17 protein-coding genes are annotated in these 18684 nt (G+C 70.5%); 13 read left to right on the forward strand and 4 right to left on the reverse strand.

The genetic code is table 11. The features are described from left to right. Positions 1 to 19: 19 nt before the first annotated feature. The gene (locus OG226_RS04155; protein ID WP_328675249.1) at positions 20 to 715 is read right to left on the reverse strand and encodes a type 1 glutamine amidotransferase domain-containing protein; all 696 of its coding nucleotides are present in this window, start codon (positions 713 to 715) and stop codon (positions 20 to 22) included. Positions 716 to 993: 278 nt separating this feature from the next. Then, complete coding sequence (locus tag OG226_RS04160; protein ID WP_328675250.1) at positions 994 to 1452, reverse strand: ester cyclase; 459 nt, start codon at positions 1450 to 1452, stop codon at positions 994 to 996. A 139-nt stretch (positions 1453 to 1591) separates the two neighbouring features. On the opposite strand from OG226_RS04160, the gene OG226_RS04165 reads away from it, so the two are divergent. Continuing rightward, positions 1592 to 2203, forward strand: coding sequence for a TetR/AcrR family transcriptional regulator (locus OG226_RS04165; protein ID WP_328675251.1), 612 nt, complete (start codon positions 1592 to 1594; stop codon positions 2201 to 2203). Between the two features lie 18 nt (positions 2204 to 2221). Here the strand turns inward: OG226_RS04165 and OG226_RS04170 are convergent, their stop codons facing one another. Together OG226_RS04170 and OG226_RS04175 are read right to left on the reverse strand one after the other, a co-directional pair. Continuing rightward, positions 2222 to 4612 (reverse strand): excinuclease ABC subunit UvrA, encoded by a 2391-nt coding sequence (locus OG226_RS04170; protein ID WP_329347932.1) that lies wholly within the window; start codon positions 4610 to 4612, stop codon positions 2222 to 2224. A 121-nt stretch (positions 4613 to 4733) separates the two neighbouring features. After that, positions 4734 to 5060: a hypothetical protein gene (locus tag OG226_RS04175; RefSeq protein WP_328675253.1), complete on the reverse strand. Its 327-nt coding sequence runs from the start codon at positions 5058 to 5060 to the stop codon at positions 4734 to 4736. A 230-nt stretch (positions 5061 to 5290) separates the two neighbouring features. On the opposite strand from OG226_RS04175, the gene OG226_RS04180 reads away from it, so the two are divergent. From OG226_RS04180 to solA, 12 genes are all read left to right on the forward strand, one after another. Beyond that, positions 5291 to 6094, forward strand: a complete 804-nt coding sequence (locus OG226_RS04180; RefSeq protein ID WP_328675254.1) for an N-acyl homoserine lactonase family protein — start codon at positions 5291 to 5293, stop codon at positions 6092 to 6094. Positions 6095 to 6247: 153 nt separating this feature from the next. Beyond that, entirely contained in the window at positions 6248 to 7903 is a 1656-nt protein-coding gene (locus OG226_RS04185; RefSeq protein ID WP_328675255.1) for an ABC transporter substrate-binding protein, read from the forward strand. Beyond that, positions 7896 to 8807 carry an ABC transporter permease gene (locus tag OG226_RS04190; protein WP_328675256.1) on the forward strand — a complete coding sequence of 304 codons (912 nt, stop codon included), beginning with the start codon at positions 7896 to 7898 and terminating at the stop codon, positions 8805 to 8807. The genes OG226_RS04185 and OG226_RS04190 overlap by 8 nt, the downstream gene beginning before the upstream one ends. Beyond that, positions 8804 to 9874: an ABC transporter permease gene (locus OG226_RS04195; protein WP_329347933.1), complete on the forward strand. Its 1071-nt coding sequence runs from the start codon at positions 8804 to 8806 to the stop codon at positions 9872 to 9874. Before OG226_RS04190 ends, OG226_RS04195 begins: the two co-directional genes overlap by 4 nt. 5 nt (positions 9875 to 9879) lie before the next feature. Continuing rightward, positions 9880 to 10569, forward strand: coding sequence for an alpha/beta hydrolase (locus OG226_RS04200; RefSeq protein WP_329347934.1), 690 nt, complete (start codon positions 9880 to 9882; stop codon positions 10567 to 10569). Next, positions 10566 to 11579 carry an ABC transporter ATP-binding protein gene (locus OG226_RS04205; RefSeq protein ID WP_329347935.1) on the forward strand — a complete coding sequence of 338 codons (1014 nt, stop codon included), beginning with the start codon at positions 10566 to 10568 and terminating at the stop codon, positions 11577 to 11579. The genes OG226_RS04200 and OG226_RS04205 overlap by 4 nt, the downstream gene beginning before the upstream one ends. Next, positions 11576 to 12559 (forward strand): ABC transporter ATP-binding protein, encoded by a 984-nt coding sequence (locus OG226_RS04210; protein WP_329347936.1) that lies wholly within the window; start codon positions 11576 to 11578, stop codon positions 12557 to 12559. Before OG226_RS04205 ends, OG226_RS04210 begins: the two co-directional genes overlap by 4 nt. 19 nt (positions 12560 to 12578) lie before the next feature. Further along, on the forward strand, positions 12579 to 13343 hold the full coding sequence (locus OG226_RS04215; protein ID WP_328675261.1) for an amidohydrolase family protein: 765 nt from the start codon (positions 12579 to 12581) through the stop codon (positions 13341 to 13343). A 5-nt stretch (positions 13344 to 13348) separates the two neighbouring features. After that, positions 13349 to 13798 carry a cytidine deaminase gene (locus OG226_RS04220; protein ID WP_329347937.1) on the forward strand — a complete coding sequence of 150 codons (450 nt, stop codon included), beginning with the start codon at positions 13349 to 13351 and terminating at the stop codon, positions 13796 to 13798. 67 nt (positions 13799 to 13865) lie between these two features. Then, entirely contained in the window at positions 13866 to 14717 is an 852-nt protein-coding gene (locus tag OG226_RS04225) for a creatininase family protein (RefSeq protein ID WP_329347938.1), read from the forward strand. 11 nt (positions 14718 to 14728) lie between these two features. After that, complete coding sequence (locus OG226_RS04230) at positions 14729 to 16186, forward strand: aldehyde dehydrogenase family protein (RefSeq protein WP_329347939.1); 1458 nt, start codon at positions 14729 to 14731, stop codon at positions 16184 to 16186. Then, the gene (gene solA, locus OG226_RS04235; RefSeq protein WP_329347940.1) at positions 16183 to 18657 is read left to right on the forward strand and encodes an N-methyl-L-tryptophan oxidase; all 2475 of its coding nucleotides are present in this window, start codon (positions 16183 to 16185) and stop codon (positions 18655 to 18657) included. The genes OG226_RS04230 and solA overlap by 4 nt, the downstream gene beginning before the upstream one ends. Positions 18658 to 18684: the final 27 nt, after the last annotated feature.

Raw genomic sequence — 18684 nt, forward strand, 5'->3', positions numbered from 1 at the left:
CCAGTCACTCGCGGCGGCGCTACTTCAGCAACTCCAGCAGCCGCTCCCCGAGGACCGCGGCCGAGTCCGGGTTCTGCCCGGTGATGAGGTTGCGGTCCTCCACCATGTACGGCTTCCATATCTCGCCGCGGCTGAACTCGACGCCGATCTTGTCCTTCAGCTCCGTCTCCAGCAGCCAGGTGACCCGGGAGGCCAGGCCGACGCCTTCCTCCTCGTCGTTGGTGAAGCAGGTCATCCGGTAGCCCTTGAAGGGCGACTCGCCGTGGATCCTGGTGGCCAGGATCGCGGAGGGGCCATGGCACACGATCGCGAGCGGCTTGCCCGAGGCGAGCTGCGCCGTGAGGATCCGGCCCACGTCGGCGTCCAGTGCCAGGTCGGCCATCGGGCCGTGACCGCCGGGCAGGTACACCGCGTCGTAGTCCTCAAGACGGACGTCCGACAGCTGGAGCGGCCGGCGCATCACCTCCGCCGACCGGATGATCTCCTCCAGGTCGAGCGCCCCCTGCTCACCTCCCGCCATGGAGGGGCGCAGGCTCATCATGTCGACGTTGGGTGTCACGCCGTTCGGTGTCGCGACCACGACCTCGTGACCCGCCTCCGTGATCAGCTTGTACGGGGCCGCGAACTCCTCGGCCCAGTATCCGGTCGCGTACCGGGTGCCGTCCTTGAGCACCCAGTACGTCGCTCCGGTCAGCACGAAAAGGACCTTCGCCATCTGAATCACTCCTGCCGTCCAGGGCCCGGCACCCGCGTTCGCACCGCGGGACCGCCACCTGGAGCCACGGTGTCGCGTGCGGTGGGCCAGTCGCACCGGTGGGACACCCTGGTCGTCGTCCCTGGGCGGGCGAAGGCGACCGCAGGAGGGGAGACCTTCGGCTCGGCCGCCCTGCCCCGGGACCTACCGCGTCGCCCCGGCTGCCGCCTCGGCGGCCTTCGCCGTCACGTCCGCGGCGGCGCGCGCGGCTCGCCCCGTCACCTTCCACGCGAGCATGCTCAGCCCGACAGCGGGGCTCGGCGGGAAGACGCCAGCTGCCCGAGCATCGTCACGTCGTCCCGCACCGCCTCATGTCCGACCACCTTGCCGTCACGGAGGTCGAGCACATGGATCTGCTCGAAGTCGATGTCACGCCCGGTGGGCGGTATCGCCTGGTCGAGCGCGCCGTCGCGGAAGCGGACGAAGGGCCCTGTGTGACGGCCCCGCATGCGCAGCCGTAGCCAGACCTGCTCGTCGTTGTGGGCGATGCCGAGGACGGGGAAGCCGAGGTCACCGAAGGCGGAGCGCATCCACGCGCTGGAGGCGAGCACTCCCGCGGGGCCGGGGAGGGCGCAGGCCGTGGGTGAGACGGCCGACTCGCGGTTGTGGAAGTCCTCGTGCACCACCTCGGCGGCCAGTGCCGGGTCGCCGGTCTCAAGGATGCGGAAGAGCCCGTGGGCCAGTTGCGTGGCGTCCATGCCCATTGCGTGATCCCTTTCGAGGAGATGCGAGGGAGAAGGGAGATACGTGCGATGTGCGCCGAGGGGGTGCTGTTCTCGGCCCACAGCAATTGAGGTTACAACACGCCTATTTAATTCATCGCCGTAGGATGGATCCATGTCTCCCACGCGCCGTTACGTCTCCCCGCTGCGCGAACAGGCCGCCGCACGGACACGCGCGCTGATCCTCGAACACGCCACGGAGCTGTTCGCCGAGCGCGGCTACGGCCGGGTCACCGTCGCCGACATCGCCTCGGCGGCCGGTGTCGCCTCGAAGACGGTCTTCGCGAGCGTCGGCAGCAAGGGCGACATCCTGAACCTGATCGTCGACCAGGGCGTCCTCGCCTCGGGCCACGAGCAGGCCATGCAGGAACTGCTCGAACTGCGCACGCCGGAGGCGGTCCTGAAGGCGCTGGCCCACGGGACGCGGCTGGGCAACGAGGGGCAGTTCGCGGTGCACGAGGCGATCCGCAAGGCGCTGCCCGTCCACGAGGACGGCGAGGAGCTGTGGGAGCGGGCGACGGCCGCGTACCGGGACGCGCTGCACACCGCCGCCCGTCATCTGCACACGCTGACTCCGCCGCCGTCCCACTCGGCGAAGGAGACCGGCGATCTCCTCTGGTACTGGTTCGGCCCCACCGGGTGGCGCACGCTCGTGGTCGAGAACGGCTGGTCGTGGGACCGTGCCGAGGAGGTCCTCCACGGCACGGCGGTCGCCACCCTTCGCTGACCGCGGTCGCGGCCCCGCTCAGGCGCGGACGTACGCCGCCAGGTGCTCCCCCGTGAGCGTCGACCGGGCCTCGACCAGGTCGGCCGGTGTTCCCTCGAAGACGATCCTGCCGCCGTCGTGCCCGGCGCCGGGGCCGAGATCGATGATCCAGTCGGCGTGGGCCATGACCGCCTGGTGGTGTTCCACGACGATGACCGACTTGCCGGCGTCGACCAACCGGTCGAGCAGGCCGAGCAGTTGCTCGACGTCGGCGAGGTGGAGGCCGGCGGTGGGCTCGTCGAGGACGTAGACGCCGCCCTTCTCGGACATGTGGGTGGCCAGCTTGAGGCGTTGGCGTTCGCCGCCGGAGAGGGTGGTGAGCGGCTGGCCGAGGCTGAGGTAGCCGAGGCCGACGTCGGCGAGCCGGGTCAGGATGCGATGCGCGGCCGGTGTCGCCGCCTCGCCCGCGCCGAAGAACTCCTCGGCCTCGGTCACCGACATCGCGAGCACCTCGCTGATGTCCCGGCCGCCGAAGTGGTACTCAAGCACCGACGCGTCGAACCGCTTCCCCTCGCAGTCCTCGCAGGTGGTGGCCACGCCCGCCATCATCGCCAGGTCGGTGTAGATGACGCCGGCGCCGTTGCAAGTGGGGCACGCGCCCTCGGAGTTGGCGCTGAACAGGGCCGGCTTCACGCCGTTGGCCTTGGCGAAGGCCTTGCGGATCGGTTCGAGGAGCCCGGTGTACGTCGCCGGGTTGCTCCGGCGTGAGCCGCGGATGGCGCCCTGGTCGACGGAGACCACGTTCTCGCCCGCCGAGATCGACCCGTGCACGAGCGAGCTCTTGCCGGAGCCCGCGACGCCGGTGATGACGGCGAGCACGCCGAGCGGGATGTCGACGTCGACGTCCTGGAGGTTGTTCGCCGCGGCACCCCGGATCTCCAGCGTGCCGGTGGGCTTCCGTGTCGACTCCTTGAGGGACGCCCGGTCGTCGAAGTGCCGGCCGGTGATGGTGCCGCCGGTGCGCAGCCCCTCGACGGTGCCCTCGAAGCAGACCGTGCCGCCCGCCGTGCCGGCGCCGGGGCCGAGGTCGACGATGTGGTCGGCGATCGCGATGGTCTCCGGCTTGTGCTCCACGACGAGCACGGTGTTGCCCTTGTCCCGCAGGCGCAGCAGCAGGTCGTTCATGCGCTGGATGTCGTGCGGATGCAGGCCGATGGTGGGTTCGTCGAAGACGTACGTGACGTCGGTGAGCGAGGAACCCAGGTGGCGGATCATCTTGACGCGCTGCGCCTCACCACCCGACAGCGTGCCCGCCGACCGATTCAGCGAGAGGTAGCCGAGGCCGATCTCGACGAACGAGTCGAGGGCCTGCCGCAACGCGGTGAGCAGCGGCGCCACGGACGGCTCGTCGAGGCCGCGCACCCAGTCCGCCAGATCGCTGATCTGCATCGCGCAGGCGTCGGCGATGCTGATGCCCTTGATCTTCGAGGAGCGGGCGCCCTCGTTGAGGCGGGTGCCGTCGCAGTCGGGGCAGACGGTGAAGGTGACCGCGCGGTCCACGAACTCCCGGATGTGCGGCTGCATGCCCTCGCGGTCCTTGGCGAGCATCGACTTCTGGATGCGCGGGATCAGACCCTCGTAGGTCATGTTGATGCCCGCGATCTTCATCCGGGTCGGCTCGCGGTGCAGGAAGTCCTGCAACTCCTTCTTCGTGAACCTGCGGATCGGCTTGTCCGGGTCGAAGAAACCCGACTCGCTGTAGAGCCGGGAGTTCCAGCCGCCGCCCGTGTAACCGGGGACGGTGATGGCGCCCTCCGCGAGGGACTTGGAGTCGTCGTAGAGCTGGGTGAGGTCGAGGTCGGTGACCGAGCCGCGGCCCTCGCAGCGCGCGCACATGCCGCCGGTGATGCTGAAGCTGCGCCGCTCCTTCACCTTCTGGCCGCCGCGTTCCATGGTGACCGCGCCCGCGCCGCTGATCGACGCGACGTTGAAGGAGAACGCCTTGGGCGAGCCGAGGTAGGGCCTGCCGAGCCGGCTGAAGAGGATGCGCAGCATGGCGTTGGCGTCGGTGGCGGTGCCGACCGTGGAGCGGGGGTCGGCGCCCAGCCGCTGCTGGTCGACGATGATCGCGGTGGTCAGCCCGTCGAGGACGTCGACCTCGGGCCGGGCGAGGGTCGGCATGAAGCCCTGCACGAAGGCGCTGTACGTCTCGTTGATGAGCCGCTGCGACTCGGCGGCGATCGTGTCGAAGACGAGTGAGCTCTTGCCCGAACCGGAGACACCGGTGAACACGGTCAGCCGACGCTTCGGGATCTCGATGCTGACGTCCTTGAGATTGTTCTCGCGCGCCCCGTGCACGCGGATCAGGTCGTGGCTGTCGGCAGCGTACGGCGCGGACGACCGCGGGTCCGTCCTCGTGGCCTTGCTCATCGTGTCTTCCCTCCGTGTCCACCGGGCCGGCCCACCATCGGGTCCGCCGGCTGCCCCCACGCTAGAGGTGAGGTGAGGGTCCGCGCTTCTCGAATCCTGACCGAAGGGGCACCCCTCCCGCCTACTGATCGCCGCGCAGATACCGGGTGACCATGTCCACCGGCTCCTGCTCGAACGTCTCGACCGGGACGGTCCGCGGGTCGGCCATGAGCTTGTGGGTGTTGATCCCGACGGTGAACACGATCAGCTCGGCCGCGGTGTCGAGGTGTCGCACATGGACATCCGGGTGCCGGGCGAGGAGGTCGCGCACCTGACCGGCGCGAGCCCTTCCGTGCCGCTCGACCGTGTCGCGCAGTTCCTGCGAGACCGGTGCCTCTTCCATCATGATCCGCAGCAGTTGCGGATCGTCGCGGTGGTTGTCGATCGCGTCACGGACCAGCGCCCGCACCGTGGCTCCAGAGTGCCGGGAGACACCTTGTCCAAGGTCACCCTGGACATCACCGACCCGTGACCGCGCTCGTCGCCCTGGGGAGAGAGGAATTGTTCACGTCCCCGCAACCGCTCTTTGGATCCACATACTTACAGTGTGGATCCCCACAGTTGATCCCCCGCACCCGTCCATGATGCACTCCCGGAAGGGATCACGCCGATGCGCCGGCCGCCCCACCCGCACCCCTCATGACCCGCCACGGCGTACGCAGGATCGTGCCCCTGCTGCTGGGCTGGGAGGAACTCCCCAAGTCCGTCTCGGTGCACGGCGCCCCGTACGAGGAGCGGCTGCGTGAGCCCGTACCGGCCGTGCTCCTGGAGTGCGACGGTGGCTGGCTGCTGCTCGACACCGGCTTCAACACGGCGCTGATCCGGGACCCGGCCCTGCGCCGCCGCTTCTACGGCTCCCCCAACTACCGGCCGATCCTGCCGGGTCCGGGCGAGCCCCTGGAGGAGGCCCTCGACGCGGCCGGCATCCCGATGGACGCGATCCACGCGGTGGCCGTCAGTCATCTGCACGCCGACCACGCGGGCGGGCTCAAGCACTTCGCGGGGCGGGTGCCGGTGCACGTGCAGCGCGAGGAACTCTCCTACGGCCTGTCCGGCCTGCCCGACGTCGAGCGCCACTCGATCTTCCGCGTCGACTTCGACGACCCGCGCATCGACTGGCAACAGGCCGACGGAGACGCGGAGTTGGCCCCGGGAGTGACCGCCGTACTGACCGCCGGGCACACCCCAGGACACCAGAGTTTCGTCGTCGACCTCGCGGACGGCGGCGGCTTCGTGTTCGCCTTCGACGCCGCCGATCTCACCGAGAACATCGAGCACGAGCGTCCGATCGGCGCCTCGATCGGTGTCGACCCGGAGACCACCGTCGAGCCCATCCGCCGCCTCAAGCGCATCGCCGCCGAACGCGGTTACGAGCTCATCCCCGGCCATGACCCCGTGGTCTGGCCGGAGTTGATCCGCCGCAAGGGCCGACCGAGCGTGTAGCCGGTACCGACCCGCACTCTCCCCACAGCTCGGTTCACACGGCTTTAACACCCGGGACACGAGAGGGACCTTGTGGCCCGTGAACATGTTATTGGATCCAATCTTGACACTTTGAGATCCATTATTCGAGGATCGGTGCCCAAGGAGGCCCACATGCCGGACCAGTCAGCTGGATCGTCCTCACCCGGCTCCGCCCCGTCGACGGCGTCGCGCCGCACCATGCTCCGGGGCGCGGGGCTGCTCGGCGTGGGAGTCGGCTTCGGACTCCCCGCCCTGCTCAGTGCGTGCGGTGCCGCGGCCGACGACGCCAAGGGAAGCGGCAAGGGCGGCACGCTGACCCTGGCCATCGACGCCACCAGCGCGGTCAACGACCCGTCGTTCTACACCTCGTTGGGCGACTGGATGGCCGTCGACTGCATCTGCCGGGGCCTGACCTTCATCTCCTTCGAGACCAACGAGCCCACCCCCGACCTGGCCAAGAGCTGGACGATCTCCGACGACCAGCTCACCTACACCTTCGCCCTCCGCGAGGGCGTGAAGTTCCACGACGGCACCACGCTCACCTCGGCGGACGTCCTGGCCAGCCTGGGCCGGCAGTTCGACGAGAAGGACAGGACGCTCCCCAAGGGCGCCACCCGCCCGCTGTCCGACCTCGGCGCCAACGTCGCCTCACTGACCGCCCCCGACGACCTCACCGTGAAGATGGTCCTCAAGAAGCCGGACCGCACCGCCCTCGGCCAGCTCTCCGACATCGGCGGCCGCATCATCTCGAAGGCCGCGCTGAAGAAGTACGGCGCCGACATCGGCAAGCACCTCGTCGGCACCGGCCCGTTCGCCTTCTCGGCCGCCACCTCCGGCCAGTCGATCACCCTCACGGCCTTCGACGACTTCCGCCTCGGCAGACCACCCGTCGACCGGCTGGTGCTGCGCCAGGTCCAGGACCCGTCGACCATCGTCAGTTCGCTGCTCAGCGGCGACATCTCGGCCACCCAGTTCACCCCGTACTCCGCCGCCGCGCAGCTGCGCAAGGACGACTCGGTGACGGTCTACAAGACGCCGTACAACGCCAACGCCATCCTGATGATCGACGCCCGCCGCGTCCCCGAGCTCAAGGTCCGCCAGGCCATCAACCTCGCGATCGACCGCAAGGCCATCCTCGACCAGGCCTTCTACGGCGTCGGCGCGCTGCCCGGGGGCTACGCCATCCCGCCCGCGCAGAGCGGCTACGACACCGGCCTCGCCGACCTCAGCACGCAGGACGTCGCCAAGGCGAAGAAGCTCGTCGCCGAGGCCGGCGCGGGCGGGCGGCGCATCCGGCTCATGGCGGCCAGCGACTCCTGGCACCCGAAGGCCGCGCAGATCGTCGCCCAGAACCTGACCGACGTCGGCTTCAAGGTGGTCACCACCTCCGTCGACCCGGCCACCTACTTCACCCGGCTCCTCGACGGCAAGGACGACTACCACGACCTGATGATCTGGGAGCGCAACACCTACGTCCCGGACGCCAACGACATGGTCGGCGCCATGGCCAGCCCCACCGGGCTCTACGGCGCGACCATCACCGGCATGGACACGCTCAAGGACGCCGCCTCGCTCCAGGCGGAGCTGGACACGGCCAAGAACCTGCCCCTCGGTGCGCGGCGCACGGCGGCCTACACGAAGATCCAACGCCGTTGGGCCGAGGACTACATGGTCCTGTCGATGCTGGCCTGCTTCGCCAACCTGGTGGTCAGCGGCTCGCACGTGAAGCACATGAACACGGCGGCGCTGGCCAACCACCGGTGTTACATGGAGAAGGCCAGTGTCTGACACCACGACGGCTCCACCACCCGTGGCGGCCGTGCGGCCGGCTCCGTCGGCCTTCACCGGGCGGACCGTCCTCGCGGCATGGCGTCGCCGCCGCCTGGCACGGTCCTGGCCGGCCGTCCTGTCCTGGGCCGTCCTGATCGTGCTGGTCCTGGTGGCGGTCGTAGGACCGCTGTTCGTGCAGGCGGATCCGCTGCGTCAGACCTCGTCGGCGCTGTTGCCGATGGGGTCCGCGGGGCATTTCTTCGGCACGGACGACCTGGGCCGTGACGAACTGGCCCGACTCGTGCACGGCGCCCGCCCGTTGCTGCTCGTCGCGTTCGCGGCCACGGCGCTGGCGGCCGTGGTGGGCACGGGGATCGGGCTCGTCGCCGGGTACGCGGGCGGTGTCGTGGAGCAGGTGCTGATGCGGATCGTGGATCTCGCGCTCGCGTTCCCGTCCATCCTGCTGGTGATCCTGCTGGTGGCGGCCGCGGGGCCGGGCACGGTCAGTCTGGTCTTCGGCATCGGGGTGTCCCTCGCGCCCGGACTGGCCCGGTTGGCCCGCGCCCTCACCGCGCGCGAGGCGGCGCGTGACTACGTCGTCGCCGCCAAGCTGGGCGGCACCCGCACCCCGCGCATCCTCGCCCGAGAACTCCTCCCGAACATCGCGGGCCCGATGCTCGCCCAGGTCGTCATGACGCTGTCGATCGCGGCCGGTTTCGCCGCCGGCCTCTCCTACCTCGGCCTCGGCATCCAACCCCCGCAACCGGACTGGGGATACATGGTCCAGGCGGGCCAGGAGTTCCTCTACACGGCACCCCGACTGGTCGTCCTGCCCGCGACGTTCACGCTGCTGTTCGTCGTCGCCTGCAACTTCGTCGGCGACGACCTGCGCGACGCCCTCGACGTACGGGGGCCGGCATGACCACCGCCCTTCTCCCTCTTCCCCGGCCCAAGTGGGCAGCGGGAACAGCCCTGTTGGTCCTACGACGGCTCGCGGTCATCCCCGTCGTCCTGTTCGCGCTGGCCAGCCTGGTGTTCCTCGCGATGCGCCTGCTCCCCGGCTCACCGGCGACCTCGCTCGCGGCCGGCGGCAACAACCTCTCCGCGTCCGAACTGGCCGCGAACGAGGAGCGCGTCAACAAGGCACTCGGCCTCGACCGCCCGCTGATCGTCCAGTACGGCAGCTTCCTCAACGACTTGGTGCATCTCCGGCTCGGCACCTCGTTCTACGGCTCGAACAGCGTCCTGGGTCTGCTCGGCGACGCGCTCCCCGCCACCATCGAGCTGACGCTCGCGGCGATGACGATCGCGGTCCTGCTCGGAGTCGTCACCGGTGTCATCGCCGCGCTGCGCAAGGGGAGTTGGATCGACCAGTCGACGCGGGCCGTGGCCACGGTGAGTTTCTCGCTGCCCTGGTTCGCGCTCGGGGTGCTCGGCATCGTCGTGTTCGGCGTGTGGCTGCGCTGGCTCCCGGTGCTGGGCCGACTGCCCAGCTCGCTGGACTACAACCCGACCACCAACTTCGTTCTCCTGGACGCGATTCTGCAGAACCGCCCCGAGCTGGTGTGGCCCTGGATCCAGCATCTGATCCTGCCCGCCGTCACGTTGGCGCTGTCGATGGCCGGGTTCATCACCCGCATCGTGCGCGCCTCGGTGCTGGAAGTGCTCGACGACGACTTCGTGCGGACGGCCCGGATGAAGGGCCTGAGCGAGGGTGTGGTGATCCGCCACCACGTGCTGCGCAACTCCTGGCTGCCCATCGTGACCGTCCTCGGGCTCCAGTTCGGCTCCCTGCTGGGCGGTTCGGTGATCACCGAGACGGTCTTCTCGTACGCCGGTGTCGGCCGCCTGCTCGTGCAGGGCGTCCTGCAACGCGACTATCCCGTCGTGCAGGGCGCCGCCCTCGCCATCGCCCTCCTCTTCACCCTGGTCAACCACGCGGTGGACCTGCTGTACACGGTCCTCGATCCGCGCCTACGGAAAGGATGACCCGCATGGACATCGTGCTGGTCCACGGTGCCGGCGGACGGCCGACGACCTGGTCGGCGGTCCAGCCCCTGCTGGCCGCCCGCGGCCACCGGCTGTTCACCGTCACCAACCCGATGACCTCGCTGGCGGACGACATCGCCAACACGGCGTCCGTGCTGGCGGAGACGACAGGCCCGGTGCTGCTGGCCGGGCACTCCTACGGCGGCGCGGTCATCAGCAACGTCGGCCGCGATCCGCGGGTCAACGGCCTTGTCTACATAGCCGCGTTCGGGCCGGAGGAGGGCGAGACGGTCAACGAGATCGTCGAGCGGTACGAGGAGGCCGAGATCTCCAAGTACATGCGGCGCGGCCCGAACGGCGAGTGGAAGTCCGAGACGAGCGAGGAGTTCTGGGCCGAGATAGGCCCCGATCTCTCGCCGGAACAGCGGGCCGTCGTGGAGGCGGAGGGACGCAAGGCGGAGAACCTCATCTTCACGCAGCCGACCGGGGAACCGGCCTGGCGCACGCTGCCCAGTTGGTACCTGGTCGCGGACGACGACCGCACCCTGCGCCCCGAGATCCAGAACGACATGGCGGCCCGTATGAAGTCCACCGTCGAGCACGTGCCGGGCAGCCACTACACGACCCTCGTGTGGCCGGAGCGTGTGGCCGACCTCATCCACAGGGCGGCCGTGGCCGTGGGCGAGGGCTCATGACGTCGGCGCCCGTGCTCGAAGTCCGGGACCTGCGCGTCCGGTTCGACGTTCCGGGCGGCCGGCTGCCCGCCGTGGACGGAGTGGACCTGACCCTCCACCAGGGTGAAGTCCTCGCGCTGGTGGGCGAGTCGGGGTCCGGGAAGTCCGCCCTGTCGATGAGCCTGGTCGGCCTGAACCGCGGTCCGCGCACCCACATCAGCGGAAAGGCGACCTTCAAGGGCCGTGACCTCGTGGCCGCGTCGGAGCGGGAGTTGCGCCGGGTGCGCGGCAAGGACATCGCGGTCGTCTTCCAGGACGCCCTGGCCGCGCTCAATCCGCTGCACCGCGCGGGCGCCCAGGTCTCCGAGATGATCCGCGCCCACCGCGATGTGACGCGCGGTCAGGCGATGGACCGGGCCGTGGAGTTGCTCGGCGAGGTAGGCATCGCCGGCCCGGACCGCACGGCCCGCGCCTACCCCCACCAACTCTCCGGGGGCATGCGCCAACGCGTGATGATCGCGATGGGCCTGGCCAATGATCCGGCGGTACTGATCGCCGACGAACCCACCACCGCCCTCGACGTCACCATCCAGGCCCAGGTGCTCGCCGTACTCAAACGCGTCCAGCGCGACCACGGCACCTCCGTCCTGCTGATCACCCATGACCTGGGTGTCGTCGCGGAGGTCGCCGACCGGGTGGCGGTGATGTACGCGGGCCGGATCGTGGAGCAGGGGCTGCGCGCGGAGGTCCTTTTCCACCCCCAACACCCTTACACCATGGGCCTGTTGGGTTCGGTGCCACCGATCGACGGTCCTGTCGTACGACGGCTGCCGACCATCGCGGGCAGTCCGCTGACCGGGGTGGACCGGCCGGCCGGCTGCGCGTTCGCGCCCCGGTGCCCCTTCGTCCACGACGCGTGTTCCGAGCGGCCGGTGCTGCGGCAACGGCACGGCGAGGACGGCCACTTGGACGCCTGTGTGCTGCCCTCCCCCGCCCGCGCCACGGCCCGCGCCCAGGGAGGCATCGCATGACCGCCGCGCTCATCCGGGCCCGCGAGTTGCGCGTCGAGTACCCGGGACGGGCGGGTGGCCGGGTCAGGGCGCTGCGCGACGTCGACCTCGACATCCTCCAGGGCGAGACCCTCGGCCTGGTCGGCGAGTCGGGGTGCGGCAAGTCCACACTCGGCCGCGCCCTGTTGCGCGTGATCGAACCCGCCTCGGGCCGGATCGAGTTCGACGGCACCGACCTCACCCGGCTGCGCGGTAACCAACTACGCCGTACCCGGGCCGAGTTGCAGATGGTCTTCCAGGACCCGTTCGGTTCGCTGAACCCGCGCCGCAGGATCGCCGACATCGTCGCCGAACCCCTGCGCCGGTCACGCGGCGCCAGCCGCGCCGAGGCCGCGAAAGCGGTGGCCGAACTGCTCGACCTGGTCGGTCTCGGCGCCGAGGCCGGCGGACGCAGGCCGCACGAGTTCTCCGGCGGCCAGCGCCAACGCATCGGCATCGCACGGGCGTTGGCCTCGTCACCGCAGTTCGTGGTCGCCGACGAGGCGGTCTCGGCGCTGGACGTGTCGATCCAGGCGCAGGTGCTGAACCTGCTCTCCGACCTGGTCCGCGACCGGGGCCTGACGATGCTGTTCATCTCGCACGACCTGGGCGTCGTACGGCACATCGCCGACCGGATCGCCGTCATGTACCTCGGCCAGATCATCGAAGTCGCCTCCCGGGACGCCTTCTTCGCCGCCCCCGCACATCCCTACAGCCGGGCCCTGTTGTCCTCCGTTCCGGTGCTGCGGCCCGGAGACACGCGCGAACAGCAGGTGCTGGAGGGCGAGTTGCCCGATCCGGCGAACCCGCCCGAGGGCTGTCTGTTCCGCACCCGATGCCCGATCGCCACGGATCGGTGCCGCACCAGCGCGCCGGAACTGCGTGCGATCGCACCGGGCCGCAGTGTGCGCTGCCATCTGCCCCTGGTCTCCAGCGAGCAGCACGTCGCGAGTAGCGAGTAGCGAGTAAGGACGAACCGCTTTGATCATCGACGCGTACAACACCACTCAGGACGTCCGCGGCCGTTCCGACTACCTCACCGGTGCCCGCAAGGGCCAGGCACCGCCGCCGTACACGCCTTTCGAACCGCGCCGCATCCTCGACCGGATGGACGCGGCCGGGGTGGACATGGCGATGGTGTGCTCGCTCGCGCAGCGCATCGAGAACGACTTCATCGCCTCGCTGGTGACCTCGTACCCGGACCGGTTCTTCGGCTTCGGGCAGGTGATGCCGCAGGCCGACGACGCGCTCGACGAGATCGACCGGATGGCCGACGCGGGCCTGGTCGGACTGAAACTGCACCCGAGCCTGCACGGCTACCACGTCGCCGACCACGGGCTGTTGGACCCGGTCTTCGAGGCGTGCGCGCGGCGCGGCCTGCTGGTGCTGATCAACGCTCTCGACGACGCGTTCTGCGCGCCGCTGGCCATCGAGGAGATCGCCCGGGACCACCCCCAAGTCCCCACGATCATCGCGCACATGGGGGCGGTCTGGAACGTGCCGGAGGCGATCATCGTGGCCGAACGCCAACCGCACGTGTACCTGGAGACGTCGGCGACGCTGATGAGCGACGTCAAGCGGGCCTACGCACGGCTCGGGCCGGAGAAGATCCTGATGGGCAGCGAGTGGCCCGGCTCGGACTTCGACCTGGAGCGGATGAAGATCGCGAAGGCGGTCGAGGACGAGAAGGACCGTGCGCTGGTCGAGGGCGGCAACATGGCCCGGCTGCTGGGACTGACGGTATGAGCGCCATGGACGTGCGACCCGTGTCCGTACCGGCGTCGATGGACGAGGACGACGTCGAACTCCTGGCCACCGCACAGCACTTGCTGGCCAAGGTGTGGCAGTCGGGCCGCCACGAGGTCGCGACCGCGCTGCGCACCGCGGACGGCCGGGTGCACACCGGGGTCCATGTGGAGGGTTCCTGCCGGCGCAGTTCGATCTGTGCCGAGGGGGTCGCCATGGGCACCGCCCGCGGCGCGCTGCCCGCCGGGGCGGAGCTGAACATCACGTCGGTGGTGTCGGTGCAGATCAAGCCGGCGGGGTGGTTCCGGATCATCGCGCCGTGCGGGGTGTGCCGTGAACTCATCAGCGACTACAGCCCGGACGCCACCGTGTGGGTCACCACGGTCGACGGGGACAGGCCCGTCCCGCTGCGGGCCCTGGACCTGCTGCCCGAGAAGAGCCGACGCCGATGGTGAGCGCCGTCGATCCCGAGAAGAGCCCGTGCCGATGACGAACGCCATCGGTCCCGAGGAGAGGAGAGCCATGTCGTCCGTCTTCGTCACCGGTCCGTCCGGACGAACGATCCCCACAGGGCTCGATGTCCCCGATCTCGCCGCGCGGTTGGGCGGGTCCGGATCGCCGCTGCTGTGGGAGGAGTTGACCTGGTCGGAGGCGGAGTCCACGGCCGCCGGCCAGGACGCCGTCATCATCCCGGTCGGCGCCACCGAACAGCACGGCCCGCATCTCCCCCTCGCCGTGGACACCCGCATCTGCGAGGCGGTAGCCCTCGGCGTCTCCGCCCTGACCGGCGTGCCCGTCGTCCCGCCGCTGAGCTTCGGGGTGTCCGCGTCGCACGGCGACTTCGCCGGGACGGTGGCACTGCGGCCGGAGACCATGATCGCCGTCGTCGAGGACGTCATCGACTCGCTCCACTCCTCCGGTGTACGGCAGTTCATCCTGCTCAACGGACACATCTGGAACAACGGCGCGCTCGACGTGTCGGCGGAGAAACTGAGGGTCCGTCACCGGGACGCGCGGGTCCGGGCGTTGGGGTACGTGACGATGTACCCGGGGCCGGAGGTCGACGGACACGTCACCTACGGCCGGGCGTTGATGCACGCCAACTTCTTCGAGACGTCCGTGATGCTGCACCTCGCGCCCGAGCTGGTCCGGATGGAACGGGCCACCTCCCACATCGACGTCGACTCGTTCTGGGACTACCGCATGGACCAGGTCAGCGAGACCGGGGTCTGGGGCAGGGACGTCACCGACGCCAACTCCAAGCACGGCGAGGCGGAGTTCGACCGCTGCGTCCTGACCACAGCCCGGGCGGTGTCCACGGCGGTGCGCGAGCCGTGGCCCGACCCCACACACCGTCCCGGACGCCAGGCGTGAAGGAGAACACCGTGGACCCCAGTATCGACATCCCCCAACTGCCGGACTGCGAGCCCATGCTCATCGGTGGCGAGTGGACCACAGGCACCGCGACGGAACGCGTCCCGGTGCTCGACCCCGCCACCCGGGAACAGCTCACCACGGTCGCGCAGGCGGGCCACGCGGAGGTGTCGGCGGCGGTCGAGGCCGCCAACACCGCGCACCGCGACCGCCGTTGGCGCGGACTGCCGCCCCGGCAGCGCCGTGACGTCCTGCTGCGCCTGGCCGACTTGGTGGAGCGCGACGCCGAGCAACTGGCGGTGCTGGACACCCTGGACAACGGCAAGGCGATCGAACGTGCCCGGGGCGACGTGGAGTTGGGGCTCCAGGCCATCCGTCACTTCGCGGGCACCCCGACCCGGCTGGAGGGCACGGTGCACGCGGCCGGCCCCGACCGGCATGTGTACAGCGTCCGCGAACCGGTGGGCGTGGTGGCCGCCGTACTGCCGTGGAACTTCCCCTTCATGATCGCGGCCTGGAAGCTCGCCCCGGCCCTGGCGGCGGGTTGCACGGTCGTGGTCAAGCCGGCCGAGCAGACCCCGCTCACGGCGCTGCGGCTGGCCGCTCTCTGCCTGGAGGCGGGCGTGCCCGAGGGCGTGGTCAACGTCCTTACGGGCGACGGGCGTACGGGTGCGGAGCTGGTCGCGCATCCCGGTGTCGCCAAGGTGTCCTTCACCGGATCCACGGAGGTCGGGCGGCACATCATGGCCGCTGCGGCACCGTCACTGAAGCGCCTCACACTCGAACTGGGCGGCAAGTCCCCCAACATCGTCTTCGCCGACGCCGATCTCGACGCGGCCGTACCGAACGCGGTGCGCGCGGTGTTCGGGCACTCCGGGCAGATGTGCACGGCGGGCAGCAGGCTGCTCGTGGAGCGCACGATCGTCAAGGAGTTCCTGGACCGGCTGGTCCCGGCGGTGGAGGCACTGCGGATCGGTCCCGGGCTGTCCGGCGGTATCAACATCGGCCCTCTGGTGTCGCAGGAGCAGTACGACCGTGTAGCGGGCTACGTCGAACTCGGGCGCGCCGAGGGCGCCGAGGTGGCCGTGAGCGGTGAACTCCCCGACGGCCCGGGCTGGTTCGTGCCGCCGACGGTGTTCACCGAGGTCACCCCCGACATGCGGATCGCGCGGGAGGAGATCTTCGGCCCCGTCGCCACGATCATGCCCTTCGACAGCGAGGAGGAGGCGATCGCGCTGGCCAACGACACCGAGTACGGGCTCGCCGCCGGCGTCTGGACCGGCAGTCTGGCCCGCGCCCATCGCATCGCCGCCACGCTGGAGGCGGGGACCGTGTGGGTCAACACGTACAACGAGTTCGACCCCGCCGTGGCCTTCGGCGGGATGAAGCAGTCAGGCCTCGGCAGGGACCTCGGCGACGCCGCCGTCGACGGGTTCACCGAGCTCAAGAGCGTGACGATCGCCCTGTGAGCGCGCCCGTGACGGCCGGGACGGCCGCCTCGCCCCCGAACCCAACGCCCCCGCGCACCCTGAACGTCGCGGCCGAACGCGCCCGTACGCCGGGCTCGTTCACCGGTCACCACTTCAACTCGGCGGGCGCGGCTCTGCTCGCCAACGGCACCGTCGAGGCGGTCATCGACCATCTGCGCGCGGAGAGCCTGTCCGGCGGCTACGAGGCCGCGAAACACGCGGCTCCCGCCCTGGAGGCCGTCTACGCGCGTACCGCCGAACTCCTCGGCGCCCGGCTGGAGGAGGTCGCCCTCGTCGAGAGCGCGACGGCCGGCTGGCAACGGGCCGTGTCGGCGCTACGACTGCGCCCCGGCGACCGGGTGTTGGCGGCCCGCTCCAGTTACGTCAGCAGCGCGCTGCACCTGCTGTCGGTCGAACGCGACCACGGTGTCCTGGTCGAGCTGCTGCCCAACGGCCCTGACGGAGCGGTCGACTTGGAGGCCCTGGAGGCAGCGCTGCGGGCCGGACCGGCCGCGTTGGTGACGGCCGCGCATGTCCCGACCTCGTCAGGTCTGGTCGAACCCGCCGCCGTGATAGGCGCGTTGGCCACTGCCCACGGGGTGCCCTTCCTCCTGGACGCGACCCAGTCGCTCGGCCAACTCCCGGTGGACATGGCCACCATCGGCTGCGACCTGCTCATCGGCACCGGCCGCAAGTTCCTGCGCGGCCCACGCGGCACCGGCCTGCTCGCGGTCCGCCGCCCGCTCCTGGACCGGCTCGCCCCCGAGGCACCCGATGTCCGGGGCGCCCGCTGGACCGCCGAGCGCAGCTGGGAACTGGTCCCGGACGCCAAACGCTTCGAACTCTGGGAAGCCGCCCACGCGTTGCGCCTGGGCCTCGGCGCCGCCCTGACCGACCTGGCCACACTCGGCGTCGACACGGTCGCCCACCACCTGGCCACCCTCGCCGCGTCACTCCGCGACCGCCTCTCCGCACTGCCGGGCGTCCAGGTCACCGACCCGCCCGCCTCGGGCGGCGCCATCGTCACTTTCGTGGTCGACGGTCTGGACGCCTCCGAGGTACAGAGACAACTCGCCTACCGCCGCGTCCACTTGATCGCGGTACCGGCGGGCCACGGCCGCTGGGACATGGACCACCGGGGCCTGACCAAGGTGGTCCGGGCGTCCGTCCACGTCTACAACGACCAGGACGATCTGGACGCGCTGGTGGAGGCGGTGCGGGAGATCGTCTGCCTGCGGGGGCGCGGTACGGCGTCGGCCGTGGGGCAACGGGAAGCGGGAGACGCACGGCGGGGCAGCGCCGAGCCGGAGGTCGATCCCGCACCACCCACACCCTCACCGGCGACCCCATCGGTCCAGCACACTGCTCACCACTGCCACGACGCGATCGTCGTCGGTCTCGGCGTGCACGGCAGCGCCGCCCTACGTCACCTGGCCGCGCGCGGACTCGACGTCCTCGGGCTCGAACAGTTCGGCCTGCACCACGACCTGGGCTCCTCGCACGGGGCGACCCGGATGATCCGCCGCGCCTATCCGCACCCCGACTGGGACGCTCTGGTCGACACCGCCTACCGGGCCTGGGCGGAGCTGGAGGGCGCCTCGAAGGCCCAACTGCTCGACATCACCGGCGGGTTGTACGCGGCGCCGAAGGACCGGCCCGATCCCCTGCGCGGCCCAGGTTGCCGTGAAGTCGGTACCGAGGAAGCGGCACGGATCTTCCCGGGTCTGCGACTACCCCCCGGCTTCACGGCCGTACACGACCCGCGCGCCGGCATCATCGACGCGCGGGAAACGTTGCGCGCCCAACTGACCCTCGCCGAACGCTCGGGCGCGCACATCCACGACCACGCCCCCGTCCTCGGCTGGGAACCGGACGGCGACGAGGTCGTGGTCCGCACCGGCAAGGCCGTCCTGCGCACACGACGCCTCGTGCTGTGCACCGGCCCCTGGACGGCGACCCAAGTCCCCTCCCTGGCACCGCATCTGACGGTCACTCGCATCGTCAACGCCTACTTCGCCGCCGACCCGGCAGGACCGCTCGGCCCCTCCGGCCTGGGCAGTTTCTCCGTCGACCTGCCGCAGGGCCTCCTGTACGGGTTCCCCGCGACCGACGGCCGCGGCCTCAAGGCAGGGCTGGACAGCGGCCCGCCCTGGAACCCGCAGGCCCCCCGCCCCGAAGCGACCGCCGACGAACTCGCCCTGCTCGCCGAGGCGGTGGCCCAAGTCCTACCCGGTGCCGGACCAGTCACCGAGAGCCTGACCTGCCTCTACACGATGACCGCCGACCGGCGTTTCGTCGTCGGCGAAGTGCCGGGCGTGCCACAGGTGTTGGTCGCGTCGGCGTGTTCGGGGCACGGGTTCAAGTTCGGACCGGCGATCGGCGAGGCACTGGCCGACCTCGTGTGCGGGATCGCCCGCCCGGACCTGGACTTCCTCTCCCCGGCCCGGCTGTTTCCCGGCGGTACCCCGTGAAGGCCGGCACCGCGTCGCCCGGGTCAC

Source organism: Streptomyces sp. NBC_01261, assembly GCF_036226385.1.
Taxonomy (GTDB): Bacteria; Actinomycetota; Actinomycetes; order Streptomycetales; family Streptomycetaceae; genus Streptomyces.

Coding starts and splice junctions, on each gene's coding strand:
- OG226_RS04155 (WP_328675249.1), bottom strand. CDS start 715: ATGGCGAAGGTCCTTTTCGTGCTGACCGGAGCGACGTACTGGGTGCTC.
- OG226_RS04160 (WP_328675250.1), bottom strand. CDS start 1,452: ATGGACGCCACGCAACTGGCCCACGGGCTCTTCCGCATCCTTGAGACC.
- OG226_RS04165 (WP_328675251.1), top strand. CDS start 1,592: ATGTCTCCCACGCGCCGTTACGTCTCCCCGCTGCGCGAACAGGCCGCC.
- OG226_RS04170 (WP_329347932.1), bottom strand. CDS start 4,612: ATGAGCAAGGCCACGAGGACGGACCCGCGGTCGTCCGCGCCGTACGCT.
- OG226_RS04180 (WP_328675254.1), top strand. CDS start 5,291: ATGACCCGCCACGGCGTACGCAGGATCGTGCCCCTGCTGCTGGGCTGG.
- OG226_RS04185 (WP_328675255.1), top strand. CDS start 6,248: ATGCCGGACCAGTCAGCTGGATCGTCCTCACCCGGCTCCGCCCCGTCG.
- OG226_RS04195 (WP_329347933.1), top strand. CDS start 8,804: ATGACCACCGCCCTTCTCCCTCTTCCCCGGCCCAAGTGGGCAGCGGGA.
- OG226_RS04200 (WP_329347934.1), top strand. CDS start 9,880: ATGGACATCGTGCTGGTCCACGGTGCCGGCGGACGGCCGACGACCTGG.
- OG226_RS04205 (WP_329347935.1), top strand. CDS start 10,566: ATGACGTCGGCGCCCGTGCTCGAAGTCCGGGACCTGCGCGTCCGGTTC.
- OG226_RS04210 (WP_329347936.1), top strand. CDS start 11,576: ATGACCGCCGCGCTCATCCGGGCCCGCGAGTTGCGCGTCGAGTACCCG.
- OG226_RS04220 (WP_329347937.1), top strand. CDS start 13,349: ATGGACGTGCGACCCGTGTCCGTACCGGCGTCGATGGACGAGGACGAC.
- OG226_RS04225 (WP_329347938.1), top strand. CDS start 13,866: ATGTCGTCCGTCTTCGTCACCGGTCCGTCCGGACGAACGATCCCCACA.